The organism is Chitinibacter sp. S2-10 (genome assembly GCF_046530675.1).
Taxonomy (GTDB): domain Bacteria; phylum Pseudomonadota; class Gammaproteobacteria; order Burkholderiales; family Chitinibacteraceae; genus Chitinibacter.
This window is the reverse complement of the sequence record NZ_CP172558.1, coordinates 2,346,986-2,366,592: the sequence shown is the minus strand read 5'-3', so window position 1 is coordinate 2,366,592 and position 19,607 is coordinate 2,346,986. Positions and strand designations below refer to the sequence as shown.

General features: G+C 51.9%; 16 protein-coding genes and 1 riboswitch. Of the genes, 7 read left to right on the top strand and 9 right to left on the bottom strand.

The genetic code is table 11. The features are described from left to right. Window positions 1-993, top strand: a complete 993-nt coding sequence (locus tag ACG2XO_RS11110) for an NAD(P)H-dependent glycerol-3-phosphate dehydrogenase (protein ID WP_410498054.1) — start codon at window positions 1-3, stop codon at window positions 991-993. A gap of 49 nt (window positions 994-1,042) precedes the next feature. Here ACG2XO_RS11110 and ACG2XO_RS11105 read toward each other — a convergent pair whose 3' ends face one another. The 7 genes from ACG2XO_RS11105 to ACG2XO_RS11075 form a co-directional block, all read right to left on the bottom strand. After that, window positions 1,043-1,708: a hypothetical protein gene (locus tag ACG2XO_RS11105; RefSeq protein ID WP_410498053.1), complete on the bottom strand. Its 666-nt coding sequence runs from the start codon at window positions 1,706-1,708 to the stop codon at window positions 1,043-1,045. 136 nt (window positions 1,709-1,844) lie between these two features. Further along, entirely contained in the window at window positions 1,845-2,627 is a 783-nt protein-coding gene (locus tag ACG2XO_RS11100; protein ID WP_410498052.1) for an ABC transporter ATP-binding protein, read from the bottom strand. Continuing rightward, window positions 2,624-3,631: a FecCD family ABC transporter permease gene (locus ACG2XO_RS11095; RefSeq protein ID WP_410498051.1), complete on the bottom strand. Its 1,008-nt coding sequence runs from the start codon at window positions 3,629-3,631 to the stop codon at window positions 2,624-2,626. Before ACG2XO_RS11095 ends, ACG2XO_RS11100 begins: the two co-directional genes overlap by 4 nt. A 5-nt stretch (window positions 3,632-3,636) precedes the next feature. Continuing rightward, window positions 3,637-4,509 carry a cobalamin-binding protein gene (locus tag ACG2XO_RS11090; protein ID WP_410498050.1) on the bottom strand — a complete coding sequence of 291 codons (873 nt, stop codon included), beginning with the start codon at window positions 4,507-4,509 and terminating at the stop codon, window positions 3,637-3,639. Between the two features lie 12 nt (window positions 4,510-4,521). Next, a complete protein-coding gene (locus ACG2XO_RS11085) occupies window positions 4,522-5,334 on the bottom strand; it encodes an NYN domain-containing protein (RefSeq protein ID WP_410498049.1) in 813 nt (270 codons plus the stop codon). A gap of 3 nt (window positions 5,335-5,337) precedes the next feature. Beyond that, entirely contained in the window at window positions 5,338-5,946 is a 609-nt protein-coding gene (cobO, locus tag ACG2XO_RS11080) for a cob(I)yrinic acid a,c-diamide adenosyltransferase (RefSeq protein ID WP_410498048.1), read from the bottom strand. A 235-nt stretch (window positions 5,947-6,181) separates the two neighbouring features. After that, entirely contained in the window at window positions 6,182-8,098 is a 1,917-nt protein-coding gene (locus ACG2XO_RS11075) for a TonB-dependent receptor domain-containing protein (RefSeq protein ID WP_410498047.1), read from the bottom strand. 225 nt (window positions 8,099-8,323) lie between these two features. Then, window positions 8,324-8,538, bottom strand: a riboswitch (cobalamin riboswitch). 185 nt (window positions 8,539-8,723) lie between these two features. Here ACG2XO_RS11075 and ACG2XO_RS11070 point away from each other — a divergent pair. From ACG2XO_RS11070 to ACG2XO_RS11045, 6 genes are all read left to right on the top strand, one after another. After that, on the top strand, window positions 8,724-9,323 hold the full coding sequence (locus tag ACG2XO_RS11070) for a GbsR/MarR family transcriptional regulator (protein ID WP_410498046.1): 600 nt from the start codon (window positions 8,724-8,726) through the stop codon (window positions 9,321-9,323). A 2-nt stretch (window positions 9,324-9,325) separates the two neighbouring features. Next, window positions 9,326-10,654 (top strand): cytochrome ubiquinol oxidase subunit I, encoded by a 1,329-nt coding sequence (locus tag ACG2XO_RS11065; protein ID WP_410498045.1) that lies wholly within the window; start codon window positions 9,326-9,328, stop codon window positions 10,652-10,654. A gap of 213 nt (window positions 10,655-10,867) precedes the next feature. Next, window positions 10,868-11,884 (top strand): cytochrome d ubiquinol oxidase subunit II, encoded by a 1,017-nt coding sequence (locus tag ACG2XO_RS11060; RefSeq protein ID WP_410498044.1) that lies wholly within the window; start codon window positions 10,868-10,870, stop codon window positions 11,882-11,884. 27 nt (window positions 11,885-11,911) lie between these two features. Next, window positions 11,912-12,493 carry a DUF4231 domain-containing protein gene (locus ACG2XO_RS11055; protein ID WP_410498043.1) on the top strand — a complete coding sequence of 194 codons (582 nt, stop codon included), beginning with the start codon at window positions 11,912-11,914 and terminating at the stop codon, window positions 12,491-12,493. Between the two features lie 77 nt (window positions 12,494-12,570). Beyond that, window positions 12,571-13,419, top strand: coding sequence for a 23S rRNA (adenine(2030)-N(6))-methyltransferase RlmJ (locus tag ACG2XO_RS11050; RefSeq protein ID WP_410498042.1), 849 nt, complete (start codon window positions 12,571-12,573; stop codon window positions 13,417-13,419). Window positions 13,420-13,753: 334 nt separating this feature from the next. Then, entirely contained in the window at window positions 13,754-17,566 is a 3,813-nt protein-coding gene (locus ACG2XO_RS11045) for an EAL domain-containing protein (RefSeq protein WP_410498041.1), read from the top strand. A gap of 120 nt (window positions 17,567-17,686) precedes the next feature. On the opposite strand, the gene ACG2XO_RS11040 is transcribed toward ACG2XO_RS11045, so the two are convergent. Further along, window positions 17,687-18,610 (bottom strand): Asd/ArgC dimerization domain-containing protein, encoded by a 924-nt coding sequence (locus ACG2XO_RS11040; protein WP_410498040.1) that lies wholly within the window; start codon window positions 18,608-18,610, stop codon window positions 17,687-17,689. Window positions 18,611-18,729: 119 nt separating this feature from the next. After that, window positions 18,730-19,491 carry a substrate-binding periplasmic protein gene (locus ACG2XO_RS11035; RefSeq protein WP_410498039.1) on the bottom strand — a complete coding sequence of 254 codons (762 nt, stop codon included), beginning with the start codon at window positions 19,489-19,491 and terminating at the stop codon, window positions 18,730-18,732. Window positions 19,492-19,607: the final 116 nt, after the last annotated feature.

Genomic DNA, 19,607 nt, shown 5'->3' with positions numbered 1-19,607 from the left:
TTGAAACTTGCTGTATTAGGAGCTGGTGCCTGGGGCACTGCCCTGGCGATCCGCTTCGCCGACCGCCAATCAGTCACGCTCTGGTCACGCGAACCCGAACAGGTCGCACAAATGCAGCAAGACCGCTGCAACACCCGCTACCTGCCCGACTCGCCCTTTCCCGACCAGCTCGTTGTTACTGCCTCGCTGCGCGACGCGATCAACGATGCACAACTCATCTTGATCGTCACGCCGATGTCCGGCCTGCGCAGCACGCTTAAAGCTTTGCGTGAACTGGGTAATACCGCGCCGGTACTGTGGGCGTGCAAAGGCCTCGAAGCCGGCACCATGCTGCTGCCGCATCAGGTTGCCGAGCAGGAAATGCCGGCGCACATCGCACGCGGTATGCTGTCGGGCCCGAGTTTTGCGCAGGAAGTTGCCAAAGGCTTGCCCGCAGCGGTCACCATCGCATCCAACGACGCCGCTTTCGCGCAGCAAGTGGTCAACGATCTGAATACCAATATTCTGCGCCTGTACGCGTCGGATGATCTGGTCGGCGTCGAAATCGGCGCTGCGGTCAAAAACGTCATCGCGATTGCCGCTGGCGTCGCCGACGGGCTTAATCTCGGCCTGAACGCGCGCGCAGCGCTGTTGACACGCGGTCTGGCCGAAATGGCGCGTTTTTGCACCGCGCTCGGCGGCAAACCGGAAACGATGATGGGTCTGGCTGGCATTGGCGATTTGATGCTCACCGCCACCGGCGATTTATCACGCAATCGACGCGTCGGCCTCTTGCTCGCACAAGGGCTGGATCTCGACGGCGTACTAAAAAACCTCGGCCACGTCGCCGAAGGCGTGCCAACCGCGCGCGAAGTATTACGCCAAGCCAACGAGCTCGGCATCGAAATGCCGATCACGCGCTCGGTCTGCCAGGTTCTGTTTGAAAATGTCGCTGTCAGCGACATCATCGCTGAATTGATGGGGCGCAGCCCGAAGATGGAAGCTGCCCAATAATATAAAAGCCGTCGTGAGACGGCTTTTATATTTTCATATCATTTTTCACTTAAAAAGGCCTCTCGTAGACATTCACAACGCACTGCGGAAATTTATACTCATCTGAACGCCACCCAAACTCCAAGTGATTTGATTCACCATCCGATCTAAATGGAATGACAGCCCCATCATCCCGTTTGAAGCCACCTTTTTCGACTGGATAAAAAAGAGCGACTCTAAATTCTGCTTCATGCTCAAATTTCTTTGGCTTATAAAAAACAAAATCTTTAGCTGACAACTGATCCAGATTAGCTGTAGGTTCATAATACGATACCGCACGTGGATCAACTTCCATTCCATTTAGGGCATGCGAAAAAATCCCTTCAAGCACTGTACGCAGAATACCAACATCGATCTCAAGGCATATATCTGCGCGGAATTTGTCATACAATTCTAGATCATTTTCTTTATGAGAAAGGCACAAACAATAACAATGCTGAACAGGGAATGAAAATACAGGATTTATTGACATAGATTCCGGATTGATTTTGCGGCCATTTATTTCAAGTGAAAATAATTCCTTATCCAGCTCAAATTCCTTTCTCATTTCATCATCTCTCATATTTTCATTCTCTAGACGAGAATAATGAGAAATATCGCTAAACCGGAAAAATTTATCGCCATCAACAATCGGTAGCAAATATTTTTTCTGCCCGTAAAGAAATTTTGTCGCCATAATATTCAAAAAATAAAAATGCAGTTAATTCCAAATTTTTGTAGGGTCAGTCGTGACCCGCGCGAAACTTGCGGTTGATCCTCAACCATTTTGGCAGGTTACGCCTTCGGCTAACCCGCCCTACATTTTTTTCCCATCACCCCGCCGGAACAAACCAGCTTTTCCCATCTTGATCGATTTTTGATACTGGATGGTGGTATAGCCTTGAAAGATAATCTGCATTTAGCACATCAGCCAATACCCCTGCCTGCCATTGCCCATCACCAAACAAGAGTAAAGCATGCGTTGCAAATTGCGCGGCGTGGTTGGGGTCGTGGCTGACGACGACGATGCTGCGCCCAAGAGCCTGTTCTTCGCGCAAAACCTGCAGCGCTTGTTGCTGATGGCGCAGGTCGAGTTGCGAGAGCGGTTCGTCGAGCAGCATCAGCGGCGCTTGCTGCGTCAGCGCGGTCGCCAGACTCACGCGGCGGCGCTCGCCGCCGGACAGGCTGGCCAGATCGCGCGCAGCAAAGTCATGCAAATCCAGCCGCGCCAACTGCTGCTGCGCCAGCGCGATATCGACCTCGCTCTCCCATTGCCAGCGACCCAAATGCGGATGGCGGCCAGTCAGCACTTTTTCGAGCACACTCAATGGAAACGGGCATTCGTCCTGCTGCGTTTGCCACGCCACCGACTTGGCACGCAGCGTGGGCGACACGCGCGAAATCGGCGTTTCGCCCAGCAAAACTTCACCCGATTCGGGCGCAAACCAGCCTGCCAAGCTTGATAACAGCGTGCTTTTACCGCAGCCATTTTCACCGAGTACGATCCACGCTTCGCCCGCTTGCACGGTGAAATTGAGGTCGCGAATCAGCGTTCGCCCGCCCTGCGCCAGAGTCAGGTTTTTGGCCGTCAAATTTTTAACTTGGAGCAAGCTCATCGACGCGCCCCTTGCCGTGAAAGCAGGCACAGAAAAACAGGAACGCCGAGCAACGCCATCACGACGCCGACCGGTACAGACTGCGGCGCAATCAAGGTGCGCGCTAGCATATCGGCCAAGAGCAGCACCAGCGCACCGGCCAGCGTCGCGGCGGGTAACAGCAGCCGTAAATCCTGCCCCACCAAGAGACGCAGCGCATGCGGGACAATCAGGCCGACAAAACCGATCATTCCGGCGGTCGTAACGGCAAAAGCACTCGCCAGTGCAGCAGAAAAATACAGCACCCAGCGCAGGGTATTGTGGTTTAGACCCAATGAAAATGCGGCTTCTGACCCCATACCCATGATATTTAGCTCACGCGACAGCGGCCACAGCGCTGCAAGCAGAATCAGCAACACGGCCAGCGCAAACATTGAGGCTGGCCATGCACTCCCGCTCAGATCGCCCATCAGCCAGAAAATCATTCCGCGTAGCAGCCCATCGGGCGCAATGCTCAGCAGCAGCGACGACAAAGCGCCGCAAAAAGCCGCCAACGCAACGCCGGTCAGCAGGAGCCGGGTTTGCGTCGCCGAATGATCACGGCCTGCGAGCAGAAAAACGATCAGAATACTCGAGAGCGCACCCGCACCTGCCGCCAGATTGACGCCTAAAGTACCCACCCCCAGTAATAGTGCAGAGAGCGCGCCCACACTGGCGCCGCCGGAAGTACCCAGGATGTAGGGATCGGCGAGCGGATTACGCAGCAAGACTTGCTGCAAAGTACCGGCCAGCGCGAGCAAGCCGCCGACGCCAATCGCCGCCAGACTGCGCGGCAAGCGCAAATCAAGCACCACATTGCGCGCCATTTCGGCATCGGGACCGAACAATTGCCACGGGCGGTAACTGGTACTGCCCACACACAGACTCGCGAGCAGCACCAGCAGCAACAAAAGCAGCAATGCGCCGAGCGTCAGCAGCAGTTTTCTGACGGTAAATGGCCGAGTCGCTGTTTGAATTGCCGTCATCGCGCTCACCGCCTCGCCCTGGCTAAGGTTTCGCAAACGATTTTAGCCCCGTCGACCAGCCGCGGCCCCATCACGCTGACGCTGTCTTTGGGCAAAATATAAAGCTGCTTGTTTTGCACCGCTTTCAGATTCGGCCAGCGCTGCCACGGTGCCAGCCAGTCGGCCTTGATGCCGGGCTCACCGCTGGTCATGATCACGTCGGGATTGGCCGCCAGCACCGCCTCGACATCAACGCTGGGCGTCAGATCGGGCAAAGCCCCGAACACATTGACGCCGCCGCAGACGCGCAGCACATCGGCAATGATTTGCTCATCATTGATCGTCATCAGCGGCTTTTCCCAGATCTGGTAAAAAACCCGCACTGGCGTGCGCCGGGCATAGCTGTGCTCCAGACTGACAAGCTGTTGGCGGTAACGCTGCGCAACCGCGCTGGCCGCAGCCTGATTGGCTGTCAACTGGCCAAAATGCTCGATGGTGCTCGGTACATCGCGCAGTTTTCTGGCCTTGCTCAGAAATAGCGGAATGCCGAGCGAGCGCGCCTGATCGAGCATGCGCTGCGGGTTGCCACCGACCCAGCCGATGATCAGATCGGGTTTCAGCGTACGAATTCGCTCCAGATCGAGTCCATTGTAACTGCCAATGCGCTCAATCTGTTGCGCCGCAGACGGATAATCGCTAAACGCCATCGTCCCGACGATGGCTTTGCCAGCGCCAATCGCAAACAGGTCTTCGGTAATGTGCGGCGCGAGGCTGATAATGCGGCGGGCAGGCTGCGCGAGCGTGATCGTCGCGCCAGCGTCGTCTTTGACGGTAATGCTCGCATGGGATGCACAGCTCAGAGTCAGTAAACAAAGAAAAATGCTAATTTGCTTATGCAATTAAGCTCACCATTAGGACTTATTCTTCACATACATAACTTTTGGACTTCCCTGATTGATTTCCCGTTCACTAATCATGAAATAATCAGTATATGCTTTTATTAAATTACTTAATTTCTTGTGACCATATTTTCTAGAATCGAAATCTGGCTGCAACTTAGTAAGATAGTCACCAAGTCTTGAGATCAAAGCAAACCCTTGATCATCGGACATTTCTTCAATTGCAGATGAGACTAATTTAACAATTTCTGGCTTAACAATAACATCAGATTTTTTTAGAGGTTGCTGAGTTTGCTTCTCTGAAATTTTCTCGCTATTTTTTTGTTCTACAGGCAATTCTGGCTCATCAGTTTTCAAATATTCAGTCGAAATAAATTTATCACACGCTGATTTAAATGGCTGTGGCGTTGTATCACGACCAATACCATAAACAGTTAAACCTGACTCGCGAATACGAGCTGCAAGACGGGTAAAATCACTATCACTCGAAACCAAACAGAAAGCGTCAAATCGTCCAGTATGAAGCAAATCCATTGCATCAATAATTAACGCACTGTCAGTTGCATTCTTACCTTTCGTATAAGCATACTGTTGCATTGGTAAAATAGAATTATCCAATAAGACATTTTTCCATGAATTTAAATTTGGCAGCGTAAAATCGCCATAAATCCTCTTAACCGTTGCGACACCATATTTACCAACTTCAGCCAATATTGCATTGATTAATTTTGCCTGAGCATTATCCGCATCAATTAATACTGCAATTTTTTGATGTTCGTTCTCTGGTTCAAATTTAAATTCAAACTTCTGATTTGGTTTGCTCATACATTACCACTCCAACCCTTTTTGGGCTTTTATTCCTGATTTATAAGCATGCTTCATATCTTGTAACTCAGAAATTGTATCAGCAATCTCGCGCAACTCGGCCACGGCGGCGCGGCCGGTGACGACGACGTGTTGCATAGACGGGCGTGATTCAATGTCATGAATGACGGTCGCTTTATCGAGATAGCCGTAAGACAGACAATAAGTCAGCTCGTCGAGCACGACCAGATCGTAGCTCGGATCGCTCAGCATTTTGGCGGCCATCGCCCAGGCGGTTTCGGATTTGGCCTGGTCGGCGGCAAAGTTTTGCGTATCCCAAGTGAAGCCATCGCCCATCACATGCCATTCGCAGTGCCGGCCGAGAAAAGCTTCTTCGCCGGTGTCGGTACGGTTTTTGATAAATTGCACGACGCCGACTTTCATGCCGTGGCCGATTGCGCGCGCGACCATGCCAAACGCTGACGACGATTTGCCCTTACCATTGCCGGTCAGCAAAATCATCACGCCGGTATCAAGATTGGCCTCGGCAATGTGCGCGTCGACAATGGCTTTTTTGCGCGCCATCCGCTCGGCGTGGCGCTGTTCACGCGTCTGTTGGCTGGTTTCGGTCATTTTCACCCCAGTATTCTATTTGCATTGCAACCACACGGGTATTTCAATGCAGACCATATCCATCAAGGGCTACAAAGAAATACCCATATCAAAAATTCCGATCACGTCTTTTCTTCAAACGGTCAATGAATACATCATCGTAAGGTCAACTTCAGTCGAGCTGATTGACCGGAATTGGTCGACTGAAGTCGACCCTACGACAATTTCTAAAGTAGAAACATAATCAGAAAACTGCTTACTTCGGCGCCCAGCTAACCGTTAGCATACCGTTCACACCAAGCGAGCCATAGTCTTTCGCCACTTCATACTGTCTGTCAAAGACATTGTTCAAGCGCGCCTTGAGCGTCCAGTCTTTATCCAGTTGCCAGTTGGCCGCCAGATTGGCCAGTGCGTAGCCCGACATGCGTTTCAGGTTGGCCGCATCGTTATAACGCTCGCCGACCGCCTGCCATTCGATGCGAACATCCCAAGCTGTTTGTCTCCAGCCCAGATATGCCAGACCCGCATGCTTGGCGCGACGCGCCAGCTGATTGCCATCGTTGAGTCCGCCCGATTGATCGCTCGCGTCGAGATAGTCGTAACTCAACCCTGCGAGCACGGCGTCGCGCTGCCAATCGGCCTGGAGCGTGCTGCCTTTGAGCAGCGCCGTGCCAACATTACTCGGCTGATAGAAATACGGGCTGGTTTCCGACCATTCGATCAGATTATTAACCTTGTTGTAATAGCCGGTCAGCGAGAGCTGCAACTGATTGCTCGCATAGCGAACAAACAGTTCTTTATTGTTCGAGTCTTCCGGTTTCAGATTGGGGTTGCCGCCGCCGTAGGCGTCAGTCGGCCAGTACAGATCGTTGAACGTCGGTGCCTTGAACGCAGTGCCCATCGTTCCGCCGAGCTGCCATTCGCTATTCGCTTGCCAGCTCAGACCGAGATTACCGGTATTGGCGCGACCAAATTGCGAATTGTCGTCAGAGCGGCCATTCACTTGCAGCGTCACCGCATCCCAATGCGCCAGGAAACCCGCCTGTACGCTATTGATGCGGCGATGATCCTGCGCATAAGCCTGCGAGCCGCTCACTTGCTGCGACAAGGTTTCCGCGCCCAGCGTCAGCGTGCCGGTGCTCAGCTCAATATCATTCTGCCAGTTGAGCATATTTTGCTTGGTTTTGATTTTCTGCACGTCGTCACGGTAATCACTGGCGCTGACCGGATTGAATGTTTTGTCCTGATCAATACTGCTACCGAGCAAGATCTTGCTCTGCCAATGCTGGGCAAACTGGTTTTTCAGCCAAACGTTGGCGCTGCCGTTCAGGCTTTCATTGTGATAATCGTAACTTTGCGCGACCGGATTATAAAAACTGTCATATAGATAACCGTCGAACTGATTGTCGCCCCATGCGGCGAGCACACTGCCGCCCAGCTCGTGACCCGCGGCAATACGATGGCTGAGCGACGCGCTCAGACTGGTATTGGTGTAACCATCCTTATCGGCATAAAAAGCCGGATTGGTCTGATTGACAATCGCATTGATGCCATCGGTACGCTCATGCGCCAGATTGAAGGCGTAGCGGGTTTCGGCATCACCGCCAGTAGTTCCCGTGAAGCCGGCGCTGGCTGACACGCTGTTTTGCGTGCCGATACCCAGCTCGGCCGATGGATTGAACTGAGCCCCAGAGCCTGCCTGCCCTTGGCGGGTAAAAATCTGGATCACGCCACCGATGGCGTCACTGCCATACAGGCTGGCAGCTGGCCCGCGCAAAATCTCGATCCGGTCGATCTGGCTGAGCGGAATATTCTGGAGCGCCGCAATACCGAGCGTCGCCGACCCCAGCCGCATGCCGTCAACGAGCACCAGCGTATGACGATTGCTATTGCCACGCATAAATACCGCGCTCGGCTTGCCTGCGCCACCGGCCTGGTTGATCTGAATACCGGGCTGGCGCGAGAGCACTTCGAGCAGATCAGCCGATCCGGCGATCTCTTTGCTGCTGATCAGCGTGACATCGCCGACCACTTCGCGCACCGGCTGGGCAAGGCGTGAGGCTGTCACGACGATTTCATCGAGCTGGGTGACTTCGGCGTGGGCATAAAATGGGATGGACAAGGGAGCGGTCGATAAAACCAGCAGGTATAGCTTTGAAAATCTTGCTTGCATTGAGGTCTCCGGCAATACACCCCGTGTGTATTGCTAAACCAAAAATTCCCACACTGCGTTGCTTCGCCTTGCCGTACCTTGGTACTGTCTGCGGCTTTACGCCTTGTGTGAAAATTTTGGCTTAATTACTTATTGCATTAAAAAATCGGCAGGAGACTTCAAACAACAGTAGGCAAAACCTGTCGCCACGGTCACCCTGCCGTGCGGGTGTGCCTGCGATGATGATGAATCGCTAGCACGCAAGGCCGGTATCCGGACTCAACAGACTTAATCAATCACCTTCCCATTGCGGGCATTGCGCCGTCGCGACAGTGGCTGCGTATTCAAACGCCAGACCGATTCACACTGTTTTACCGTTGCAGGGGCAGTACAGGCATTTCACCTGTTTCCCGTTTAAAGGCAGCCAGAGTTCTGTCAGAACCCCGAACCGCCTCACCTTTGCTGGCGCGCATTGTAGCGTAAAGCCCTCAGCCCTACCTGACTTGAATATGACAAAGCCAAATCAATTAGTTTTTTTCAATCGACTTTATAGCTAAATACAATCCCTCCCAACTATTGCCGTTCAAGAGATGTAAGAATATGATCCAGATCAAATTTCACAATTTACTGAAAATTCAAAACATTCATGAACCTCACTCCTTTGATTCAATCTTTCGTGCTGCACTTTGGCGAAATGGGCAGCCGCTGGGGCATTAATCGCACCGTCGGCCAGATTTACGCGCTGCTGTTTGTCAGCGAAAAACCGCTGAACGCCGATGAAATGGCCGAAGCTTTGGGCTTTTCGCGCTCGAACGTCAGCATGGGTTTGAAAGAGCTCGAATCGTGGCGGCTGGTGAAGTTGCAGCATTTTCCGGGTGATCGGCGCGAGTACTACTCAACGCCCGAAGATGTTTGGTCGATTTTCCAGACGCTGGCCGAAGAGCGCAAAAAACGCGAAGTCGAGCCGACATTGACGATGCTGCGCGGCGCGCTGATGGAAACGCCAGCCAACGACGCCGAACGCCACGCGCAAGCGCGCATGGCCGAAATGCACGCGCTGATTGATCTGGTCACGAGCTGGTTTAGCGATATCCAGAATCTCGACGTTGAAACACTGCAAAAGCTGATGAAACTCGGCGCGCAGGTACAGAAATTTTTGCTGTTTACGCAAAAACTGCCCTTCATCGGCAGCAATGGCAGTAATGAGACTCAGAAAGAATCCCAGAAAGACGCCAAAGAGGAATAACCATGTTGCCCGACTCCACCGCCCTGCTCGACCCGATTGTGCTTGCGCGCATCCAGTTTGCCGCCAATATCACTTTCCATATTCTGTTTCCAACGATCAGCATCGCGATGGGCTGGGTGCTGCTGTTTTTCAAGCTGCGGTTTAATAAAACCGGCGATGCGAAATGGATGGCGGCGTATGGTTTCTGGGTCAAAATTTTTGCGCTCACCTTTGCGCTCGGCGTCGTTTCCGGCATTACGATGAGTTTTCAATTCGGCACCAACTGGCCCGGCTATATGAAAACAGTCGGCAATATCGCCGGGCCGCTGCTGGCGTATGAAGTGCTGACGGCGTTTTTTCTCGAAGCGACTTTTCTGGGGATTATGTTGTTCGGCCAGAAAAAGGTCAGCAACCGCATGCACACGCTGGCCACCGTGCTGGTCGCTGGCGGAACGACGCTGTCGGCGTTCTGGATTATCGCGCTGAACTCGTGGATGCAAACACCGGCTGGCTTTGTGATGATTAATGGTCAGGCGCATGTCACCAACTGGCTGGAAGTCATTTTCAACCCGTCGATGCCGTATCGGCTGACGCATATGCTGCTCGCTTCGGGCTTGACCGTCGCTTTCTTGATCGCTGGCGTTTCGGCGTTTCAATGGCTCAAAGGCCAGCGCCAGGCTGGTGTGCAGGCGGCGCTGAAAACCGGGATTACGCTGGCGGCAGTGCTGATTCCGCTGCAGATTGTCGTCGGCGACGCGCATGGACTGAATACGCTGCAGCACCAGCCCGCCAAAATCGCCGCCGTTGAAGGCGTCTGGCACACCGAGCGCGGCGCGCCATTGATGCTGTTTGCGCTGCCGAACGCCGAAACGCGGACGAACGACTACGCGATTGGCATTCCCAAAGTCGCCAGCCTGATTCTGACGCACGAACTGGACGGCGAGATCAAAGGCCTGAACGAGTTTAACGAGCACCCGCCGGTGTCCAAAGTATTCTGGTCTTTCCGCGTGATGGTGGGAGTGGGTATATTGATGCTGCTCGCTAGCTGGCTGGGCTGCTGGCAGATACATCGCAAAAATACTTTAAGCCCGCTGGTGGGTAAGCTATTGATTGCGATGACCTTCGCTGGCTGGGTGGCGACCGTCGCCGGCTGGTACGTCACCGAAATCGGCCGCCAGCCGTGGCTGGTGCAAGGCGTTTTACTCACCAAAGACGCAGCATCGAACGTCCCCGTCGGTATGATTTTAAGCACGCTGCTGATGTATCTGGCGCTGTATTTTTTCCTGCTGGCCTCGTATATCTCGGTGGTTTTTTATCTGGCTAAAAAAGCGACGCAAACCGAAATCAGCTAGCCATTCCCCCCTTTGAAAAAGGGGGGCTAGGGGGGATTTGGCACTGTTTGGGCGACAAAAGCTGCTTGGATATTGCAGAAATCCCCCTACCCCCCTCGTTTGCCCACTTGTGGGGTCAATGAAGGGGGGAACAAATGCAGGATTCTGCGATAGATATAATTTTTCCAAGTTGGAATCTCGCCCAAGACGAACGGGCTGTGAAACAAGGAGTTCATGATGGATCTCAATTACTGGCTGCCGGTGCTGTTTGCCGCGATGATGATTATTGCGATGTTCGCCTATGTCGTTCTTGACGGGTATGACCTTGGCGTCGGCATATTGCTTGAGCTGGAGAGCAATACCCAACAGAAAGATAAAATGATCGCGGCGATAGGCCCGTTCTGGGATGCCAATGAAACGTGGCTGGTACTTGGCGTCGGATTGCTACTCGTTGCTTTTCCGCTGGCGCACGGCATTATTCTGGGCGCGCTGTATTTGCCCGTTGCGCTGATGCTGCTGGGGCTGATCCTGCGCGGCGTGGCTTTTGATTTTCGCGTCAAAGCGCGCGCGCATCACCAGCCGCTGTGGAATAAGCTGTTTTTTGCCGGATCACTGCTCGCAGCGGTTTCGCAAGGCGTGATGCTTGGCCGTTATATCACCGGTTTTGCGCCGGGCTGGGGCGCGTGGAGCTTTGCGCTGCTGGTCGGCGCGAGTCTGGCCGCTGCCTACGCACTGCTCGGCGCAGGCTGGCTGATGATGAAATCGACCGGTGAATTGCAGCAACGCGCGGTGCGCTGGGCGCAAGGTAGCTTGGGTTTTGCCGCGCTGGCAGCGGTGTTGGTGTCAATTGCCACGCCGTGGATCAGCCCGCGCGTTTTTGCGCTGTGGTTTTCGCTGCCAAATGTCTTCCTGCTCGCGCCGGTGCCACTGATGAGCACCGCGCTGTTTGGCGTGATCGCGTATTCATTGCCGAAATTGGCGCAACGCCAGCGCAATGGCAACGACAATTACTGCTGGATTCCATTCGCCGCCACCGTCGGCATCGTACTGCTGTCTTTCTTTGGCCTGGTGTTCAGTATTTTTCCGCATCTGGTCATCGATCAACTGACGATCTGGCAAGCTGCCAGCAGCCCCGAAGCGCTGCTCATCATGGCCATCGGTGCCGCCATCGTGCTACCGACGATTATTGGCTACACGATTTATTCATATCGGGTGTTCTGGGGCAAGGCAGGCGAGTTGAGTTATCAGTGATTTGAAAACTTAAAAAAGGCGACTCGAATGAGTCGCCTATGGCGTTGCATCGGAACGACGGCAGCACTGGTCAACGGCGAGCCATCACTGGCTGCTGTTATGCTAGGTGTTTTCCCTAGTCTGCGCAGCATCATGGATCACGAAATTACCCAGCTTATCCGGCAACAGCACCCTGATACCCGGGTGCGGTTTTTGCTCAGCAAAATCCTGAAATTCCAGCAATACAGCAACCGAAAAAGTCGGCAACTCAAGCTCATTACCTATACGCTAAAGTTTTCCATTCTGACACTGGCCGCAGCGTCAACCATCGTGCTGGGGCTAGATCTGGTCGCTCTGCAGCCATATGCCAAAAATATTGCGCTGGTTTTGGGCGCGCTGGTGACCTTGCTCGGCAGCATCGCCAGTTTTTTAAATATCGAGGAATACTGGATGCGCAACAATGCGATCCACTTGCGCCTGAAAGCTTTGCGGGATCAGCTGATTTATCTGACAGCCGATTTGCAAGCCATCGAAGAGCAGGCGCTGCAACAGCTGATCAGCGAATTTCATGCGATTACCGAGAGCAATATCAATTACTGGAACGATGCGATTAGCGAGGGCAAGGCCTGATAAGTGCGGTTTGGCGCTGCCAAGCCACGCCGCTGGCGGTACAATGGCGGATTGTTGTCCGGATACCGCCAACCACCATGCTCAGTTACCGCCACGCCTTTCACGCCGGCAATCATGCCGATGTCCTCAAGCACGCCGTTGAAGTTTTGTTGCTTGATTATCTGAACCAGAAAGAAAAACCGTGGTGGTATATCGATACGCACGCTGGCGCTGGCGTGTATTCGCTGACTGAGGGTTACGCGACCAAAAATGCCGAGTTTGAAACCGGCATCGCGCGCATCTGGCAACGTAACGATCTGCCCGAAGCGCTGAAAAAATACGTCCAGATCGTCAAAACGCTCAATGCAGGCCAGGATCATTTGATGTTTTATCCCGGCTCGCCGTTTGTTGCACAAGCCCTGCAGCGCTTTGACGATAAATTGCGCTTGTTTGAATTGCACACTAGTGACGCCAAGCTGCTGGCTGATAATTTCGCCTCGGCCGGCAAACGTGCGCAGGTGATTCATGCTGACGGCTTTGCCAGCATCAAAGGCGTTTTGCCGCCACCGCCACGCCGCTCGCTGATGCTGATCGACCCGCCGTTTGAAGACAAACACGATTACGTTCGCGTCGTTGACACGATGAAGCAGGCACTCGAACGCTTTGCGACCGGCGTTTATGCGATCTGGTATCCGCAGCTCGCGCGAGTTGAAGTCAAGGAAATGCTCGATAAATTAAAAAAGATTCCGGCCAAGGGATGGCTGCACGTCAGTCTGACGGTACAAACGCCAAGCGCCGACGGCTTTGGCATGCACGGCTCGGGGATGTTTGTTTTCAATCCACCGTGGACGCTGGAAAAAGACCTCAATACCCTGATGCCGTATCTGGTCAAACATCTTGGCCTGGATGGCGGAGCGGGATATACCCTCGAATGTCATAGCATTTAGATCCAGTTATTAGATCTGTTCCCGTATCAGATTTCGAGTCAGAATCAGCCCCTGCAAACATATGATTGCAGGGGCTTTTTTTTGCAGCTAAGGGATATATTATGAAGAAATGCATCATCGCTTTGCTTGCAAGCAAGCGGCGTTCCAGCCGAACTGCTTAGATCAAGGCGCTGCCCTTATAAGTGTTTCGCGAGATTGACATGCTATTTAATATTCAATCAGCATATACTTACATAAGTCATGTAAGCTAACCGTGGCTCAGCAGTAAAAACGCAAAACAGCCTGCCGCGAATTAATCCGATGCTACCGTGCAAATCCATGAGGAAGCGATTGAATGCCTAACAAGAACGCCCGTGACCGCTTCATTCTCACTGCGGTCATTAGCTATATTTTTTTCGCCTTAGCTTGGATATTTCTATCGGACAATCTATTAGCAATGTGGGTGGATATCAACGCCATCACTTATATATCAACCGTTAAAGGCGTGTTTTTTGTCCTGACCACTGCTGCACTCTTTTTTGTTTTACTCAAAAATGTACCCAGCCCAGACGTGGCGACTGGCGTCACCTTCTTAGATTCAATGGTATCTGGCTCGATCAAACATCAATATCCCGCGTGGATTAATTATGCGCTTGCCATTGCGCTCACTATTTCAATGCTTATTTTTCATCAAAAATTTGCACTAGGAACTGACAATGAACCCAAGATGATATTGCTCATCTTTCCGATCATCCTGAGTGCCTTGCTGGGTGGCTTCTGGCCCGGTTTACTATCAACATTCATCGCGGCGACCGGAATTATCCTCAGTTTCCATCCTAATTTTTATTCAGTATTTTCCTCCCCTTCTCTCCTGCTACGCTGGGCCTTTCTGATTATCAACGGTTTAGCCATCAGCATCCTGAGCGCACTGCTTCGCAAATCAATCCGCCGCGTGCAAATCAATCAACAGCTCCTTGAGTCGGTGGCATCAGGCACCTCCGATGCCATATTTGTCAAAGACTTGCAGGGGCGCTATTTATTCATCAATCAGGCAGCGGCAGCATTTGTACATAAAACCCCGAGCGAGATTCTGGGGTGTACCGATTTTGAATTATTTGATCAAGATTCAGCGCAAGATCTGGTTGATAAAGACCGCCAAATCATGCAAATCGGCAAGGTGCAAACGCACGAGGAACATCTCAATATCCTTGGGGGCGAATCGCTGTTTTTTCTGGTTACCAAAGGCCCTACGTTTGATCATTCCGGTCAGGTTAATGGCCTGTTTGGCATTTCCCGTAATATCACGGAACAAAAGAAAAACCAGATCATTCTTCAGGAAAATGAAACCGCCCTCAAACTGGCGCAGCAGCTGGCTGGCATCGGAAGTTGGGAATGGGATCTAAGCACAGGCCAGCACCGCTGGTCCGAGCAGGTTTATCGAATCTACAATCGTGATCCGCAATTGCCGCCACTGGACTATCCCGAAGTGCAGCAATATTTTAGCCAATCGAGCTGGGAGGCACTGACTGCGGCAATCGAACAATGCCTTAGAGATGGTCAGCCCTACGAGTGCACCGCCGAATTAATCCGCCTAGACGAAAAGGTTCGCTGGATCTCGGCACGAGGAGAAGCTCATCGCGACTGTCATGGTCAGATTACCCGTCTTAGCGGCACCGTGCAGGATATCTCGGTACATAAGCAATTGGAGTTACAATTACAAAAAAGCCAGCAACAATTACAGCTGGTCATTGATGCGACCAGCGATGGGTTCTGGGATTGGGATTACCGGAGTGGCTATATCTACCGCTCAAATAAATATTACGAAGTCATCGGCTTAAGCGCCGATGATGACACCCACGATCTGGCTTTTTTCCTTGATCACATCTGCCCTGAAGATCGACCTCATGCCCGCAATACAATAGAAACCCATCTGAGTGGTGCGTCGCATAAGATCGAGTTTGATTGCCGTGTACTGATGCCAAATGCTGAAATTCGCTGGTTGCAAGCACGCGGACAGGCCGTTATACGTGATGAAAGTGGCAAGCCTGTACGCATTGTCGGCACTTTGTCCGACATTACCGACAAAAAACAGGCCGAACTTGCACTCACCCAGCGTGAGCAGCAATTGGAACGCGTACTTGAAGGCTCAGATCAAGGCTACTGGGATTGGAATCTGCAAACCGATGAATTCCAAGTCAGTGCCCGTTTTGAAACCATGCTCGGCTACCAGCCGGGCGAGCTCGATGTTTCGACCGAAAACTGGCCCAATTTAGTCCATCCGGACGATTTGAAACTGGCGATGATTTCAATCGATCAGCATCTGGCAGGTCAAGCGCCATTGCATGAACTTGAAATGCGCCTCAAAACCAAAGCAGGAGAATGGCGCTGGATATTGTCGCGAGGCCGTGTCGTGGACAGGGATAATAACGGACAAGCCTTGATGATGTCCGGCACGCATACCGATATTACCGAGCACAAATTACTGGAATTGGCACGAAGTGAAGCTGCCATCGTCTTCGATGGCAGCGATGAAGGCATTATGCTGGTCAGTCCGAACAAGGTCATTACCAAAGTCAACACAGCATTCACTCGCATCACCGGTTACAGCGCTCAAGAAATTTTAGGACAAAATCCCCGGATACTTTCGTCAAACCAGCATGATCCGCAGTTCTATCGTGAGTTATGGGCGTCAATTGAAAAAAATGATTTCTGGCGAGGAGAAATTTGGAATCGACGTAAAAATGGAGAAGTCTATCCAGAGCTATTATCCATTTCCGTCATGCGCGATGTAGTGGGCCAGATACAGCATTATGTCGGAATTTTCTCCGACATCAGCATGATCAAAGCACATGAAGCCGAGCTGGATCGGGTCGCACATTATGATCCGCTCACCGGCGTCCCCAATCGTCTGCTGCTGGCGGATCGCCTGAATCAGGCCATTTTACGTTCAGCCCGCAGCAATACATTATGTGCAGTGTGTTTTCTGGATCTGGATGGCTTCAAAGCAATTAATGATCAATATGGTCATGCCGTGGGCGACCGGCTGCTTATTACCATTACGGAACGTTTGCAGGAGATATTACGCGCGGAGGACACCATTGCCCGCCTCGGCGGCGATGAGTTTGTACTGATTTTTTCAGAAATCAATGTCACAGATAAATGCACACAGATTCTGGATCGGATTTTGTTCGCGATTAATCAGCCCGTACTAATTGATCATATCTCGCTCCAGGTCACGGCAAGTATCGGGCTCAGCCTCTATCCTGATGATAATGTTGATCCTGACACCTTATTACGTCATGCCGATCAGGCCATGTGCTTTGCCAAAGAATCGGGGAAAAATCGCTATCAATTATTTGACCCCGAAGGTGATCGCAAAGCCCAGACGCACCGACAATTCATGAAAGTGCTGCAAGAATCGCTGCAGGATGAGCAATTCGTTCTCTATTATCAGCCCAAAGTGGATCTGTCTAATGATGCCGTCATTGGTGTTGAAGCACTGATTCGCTGGCAGCACCCCGAGAAAGGAGTATTGCCCCCGCAGGAATTTTTGCCTGATATGCACGGCAATGAGCTCGAAGCGGTGTTTGGACAATGGGTCATTCAATCGGCCATTGCACAAGCATCCGAATGGCACCTTTCAGGTATGGCGTTCAAAGTCAGTGTCAATATTTGCGCCAATCATCTGCTTAAGCCTGATTTTTACGAGCAACTTGAGCAAAGTTTTGTTCCCTACCCTGATTTGCCCAAATCATTTTTGGAATTGGAAATTCTCGAATCTGCCGCAATTGAAGACATGACTCAAGCAGTTGAAATTTTAAATCGCTGCCGTGACTTAGGCGTCAAAATTGCACTCGATGATTTTGGCACCGGCTATTCGTCACTGACCTATTTACGCAAGCTACCAATTGACGCCTTGAAAATTGACCAAAGCTTCGTCAGAGATATGCTGATTGATGCAGATGATTTAGGCATCGTAGAAAGTGTAATCAAACTGGCTGCAGTGTTTAATTTACAAGTCATCGCCGAAGGCGTTGAAACCATGGAACATGGCGTACTCCTGCGTAGTCTGGGTTGCCGCTATGCACAAGGTTATGGCGTAGCCAGACCCATGCCAGCAGATCAGATTCAGCAATGGCATACCAACTGGCAAACCAGAGCACAATAATTTTTTCAACAGCCCATATAAAACAAGACCTTTGTCTGTCCGGACAAAGGTCTTGAAAAAATCGCAAGGATATTCATTTCCCGCACAAGGAAACGCGATATCCTTTCAGTGCGTATGCTTTTAAACCAGCGCCAGCAACAGCGCCGCTGCGCGCGCAGGCAGGCGCGCATTATCGGCGACGAGCCAGACCGTCGCGCTCTTGCCGTCTTCCGACAATTGCAATTGATTGACCCAAACCTTGTCGCCACCAATCGCGTCTTGCGGCGTCGCGATCCCTGCCGCGCCGCTACCTTGCAAGTAATACAAAGCTGGTGCGGCACTCAAGGCGGCTTCAACGCTTTCTCGGGTTTGCGGCTTTGCAAACTGCACGGCCAAACTGACGGCATGGCCAAAAAAGACCGGAACACGGCTCACGGTCAGGCTATTGATCGCATGACCGGCGGCAGAAAGTTCGGAATAAATCCGTTCTTCTTCACCGCGTTGCGCCGTTGGCAGAATGTTGAAAGCGAGCCGTTTCGGATAGCCCGCCAGCTCGACGTCCTGCTGTGCGAACAATTGGCGGGTTTGCATCGACAGCGCTTCAATCGCTGACTTGCCGTCTTCCGACACCGACACCATCGCCGTTGCTGCGGCAAAATCAAGGTCACTCAGTGTTTTGAATGCCGCCAGTGATGCGGAAATCATCGAAGTCAGCACATGCGGCAAGCTGACGATCTGGCCAGCCTGCGGCTTGCCGACTTTGCTTTTGGTCGCGCCAGTCAGATCAATCACGGCAACATTGGCTTGTGCAGCCAGCGCAGCATATTTGGCCGCCAGCTCGGGCGCGCCGACAAAAACGGCAGCATCAACCGATTTCCAGTCAAATAGTTCAACATCGACCACTGGCAAGACATGCTCGCGCAATTCAACCGTGCCAGCATCTTCGTCATCCGACAAGGGATAGAGCGAATCTAAAGCAATAGGCAATTCGCCCAATACATCCAGCAACGTTTGTGCTGCGGGGGTATCTGCACCAACTAGCGCAACAGAAATGGCTTTAGACATATACTCACTCCAGGTATCAATAAAAACAAGCGCCGCAGCTGATCTAGCTGCGGCGAAGTGGGCATTTTACTCGGGAATGGGCGATAAAACGAGCGTCGCGCTTCGATCACGAGGAGGGGCTATTTGCCTTGATTGATTTCGCGCCGGCTTGTTTCGATCAGACTGGGCAGCTGCCCACTGTCGGTCAAAGCCTGTAAACCTTGGTTGAAACTTTTGACCCAACGCGGTGCATTCGGGTTTTTACGGTTAAACACCACATGCAGCGGTGCAGTCCAGTACGATTGATTCTGACAAACGATTTTTTCGCGCTCGGCTGCCGTCAGATGTTTGGCGATCAGATAAGGGCCGACTTCGATGTCGATTGGCAATAAGTCGATATACCCGGCATTGAGTTTTTTAAAATTGCTCACATCGCTATAGCTGGTATCGACCTGAAGCACGCCCGTTTTGCTCAATTGATCAAATTCGGTTGAATAAAAATTGCCGCTGGTAATGCCGATCTTATAGGGCGCAAGGTCTTCGAGCTTACGCCAGACAATGTCGCGGCCTTTTTTCTGGCAAAACACCATACTTAAAGACAAAACCGGATCGGTAAACAGCAAGTCTTTCTCGCGTTCCGGATTTTTTGCCCACCCAAATCCACCTTGATAAATCCCGATTCGAACACCATCAATTGCACGGCGATTGGGCACAGGAAGCAGATTCACGTCGATCTTTTGCTGATTAAATGCGGCGACAACGATGCGCGTCAACAGGCCTTGATATGGCAGTTTTTCACCCATATAGGGCGGATATTCTTGTAGGGTGAGCGTAATTTGCTCGGCATGAGCGCAGCCCATCATTGCGGCAATAATAAGAGAACCAGCCCATTTTCGGTTCATGATAAAGCCCCAATGCATACGCGATTCTCGATATCTGGATATTAGCAGCTCATCGTTCACCCCAATAAAAAAGAGTCCCGAAGGACTCTTTTAAAGGACTAAATGGTCAACCCAAT

Excerpts from the sequence above, each read along its gene's own strand:
- ACG2XO_RS11075 (WP_410498047.1), bottom strand. The coding sequence starts at position 8,098 with ATGCAAGCAAGATTTTCAAAGCTATACCTGCTGGTTTTATCGACCGCT.
- ACG2XO_RS11100 (WP_410498052.1), bottom strand. The coding sequence starts at position 2,627 with ATGAGCTTGCTCCAAGTTAAAAATTTGACGGCCAAAAACCTGACTCTG.
- ACG2XO_RS11045 (WP_410498041.1), top strand. The coding sequence starts at position 13,754 with ATGCCTAACAAGAACGCCCGTGACCGCTTCATTCTCACTGCGGTCATT.
- ACG2XO_RS11095 (WP_410498051.1), bottom strand. The coding sequence starts at position 3,631 with ATGACGGCAATTCAAACAGCGACTCGGCCATTTACCGTCAGAAAACTG.
- ACG2XO_RS11040 (WP_410498040.1), bottom strand. The coding sequence starts at position 18,610 with ATGTCTAAAGCCATTTCTGTTGCGCTAGTTGGTGCAGATACCCCCGCA.
- ACG2XO_RS11055 (WP_410498043.1), top strand. The coding sequence starts at position 11,912 with ATGAGTCGCCTATGGCGTTGCATCGGAACGACGGCAGCACTGGTCAAC.
- ACG2XO_RS11070 (WP_410498046.1), top strand. The coding sequence starts at position 8,724 with ATGAACCTCACTCCTTTGATTCAATCTTTCGTGCTGCACTTTGGCGAA.
- ACG2XO_RS11035 (WP_410498039.1), bottom strand. The coding sequence starts at position 19,491 with ATGAACCGAAAATGGGCTGGTTCTCTTATTATTGCCGCAATGATGGGC.
- ACG2XO_RS11065 (WP_410498045.1), top strand. The coding sequence starts at position 9,326 with ATGTTGCCCGACTCCACCGCCCTGCTCGACCCGATTGTGCTTGCGCGC.
- cobO (WP_410498048.1), bottom strand. The coding sequence starts at position 5,946 with ATGACCGAAACCAGCCAACAGACGCGTGAACAGCGCCACGCCGAGCGG.
- ACG2XO_RS11105 (WP_410498053.1), bottom strand. The coding sequence starts at position 1,708 with ATGGCGACAAAATTTCTTTACGGGCAGAAAAAATATTTGCTACCGATT.
- ACG2XO_RS11085 (WP_410498049.1), bottom strand. The coding sequence starts at position 5,334 with ATGAGCAAACCAAATCAGAAGTTTGAATTTAAATTTGAACCAGAGAAC.
- ACG2XO_RS11060 (WP_410498044.1), top strand. The coding sequence starts at position 10,868 with ATGATGGATCTCAATTACTGGCTGCCGGTGCTGTTTGCCGCGATGATG.
- ACG2XO_RS11050 (WP_410498042.1), top strand. The coding sequence starts at position 12,571 with ATGCTCAGTTACCGCCACGCCTTTCACGCCGGCAATCATGCCGATGTC.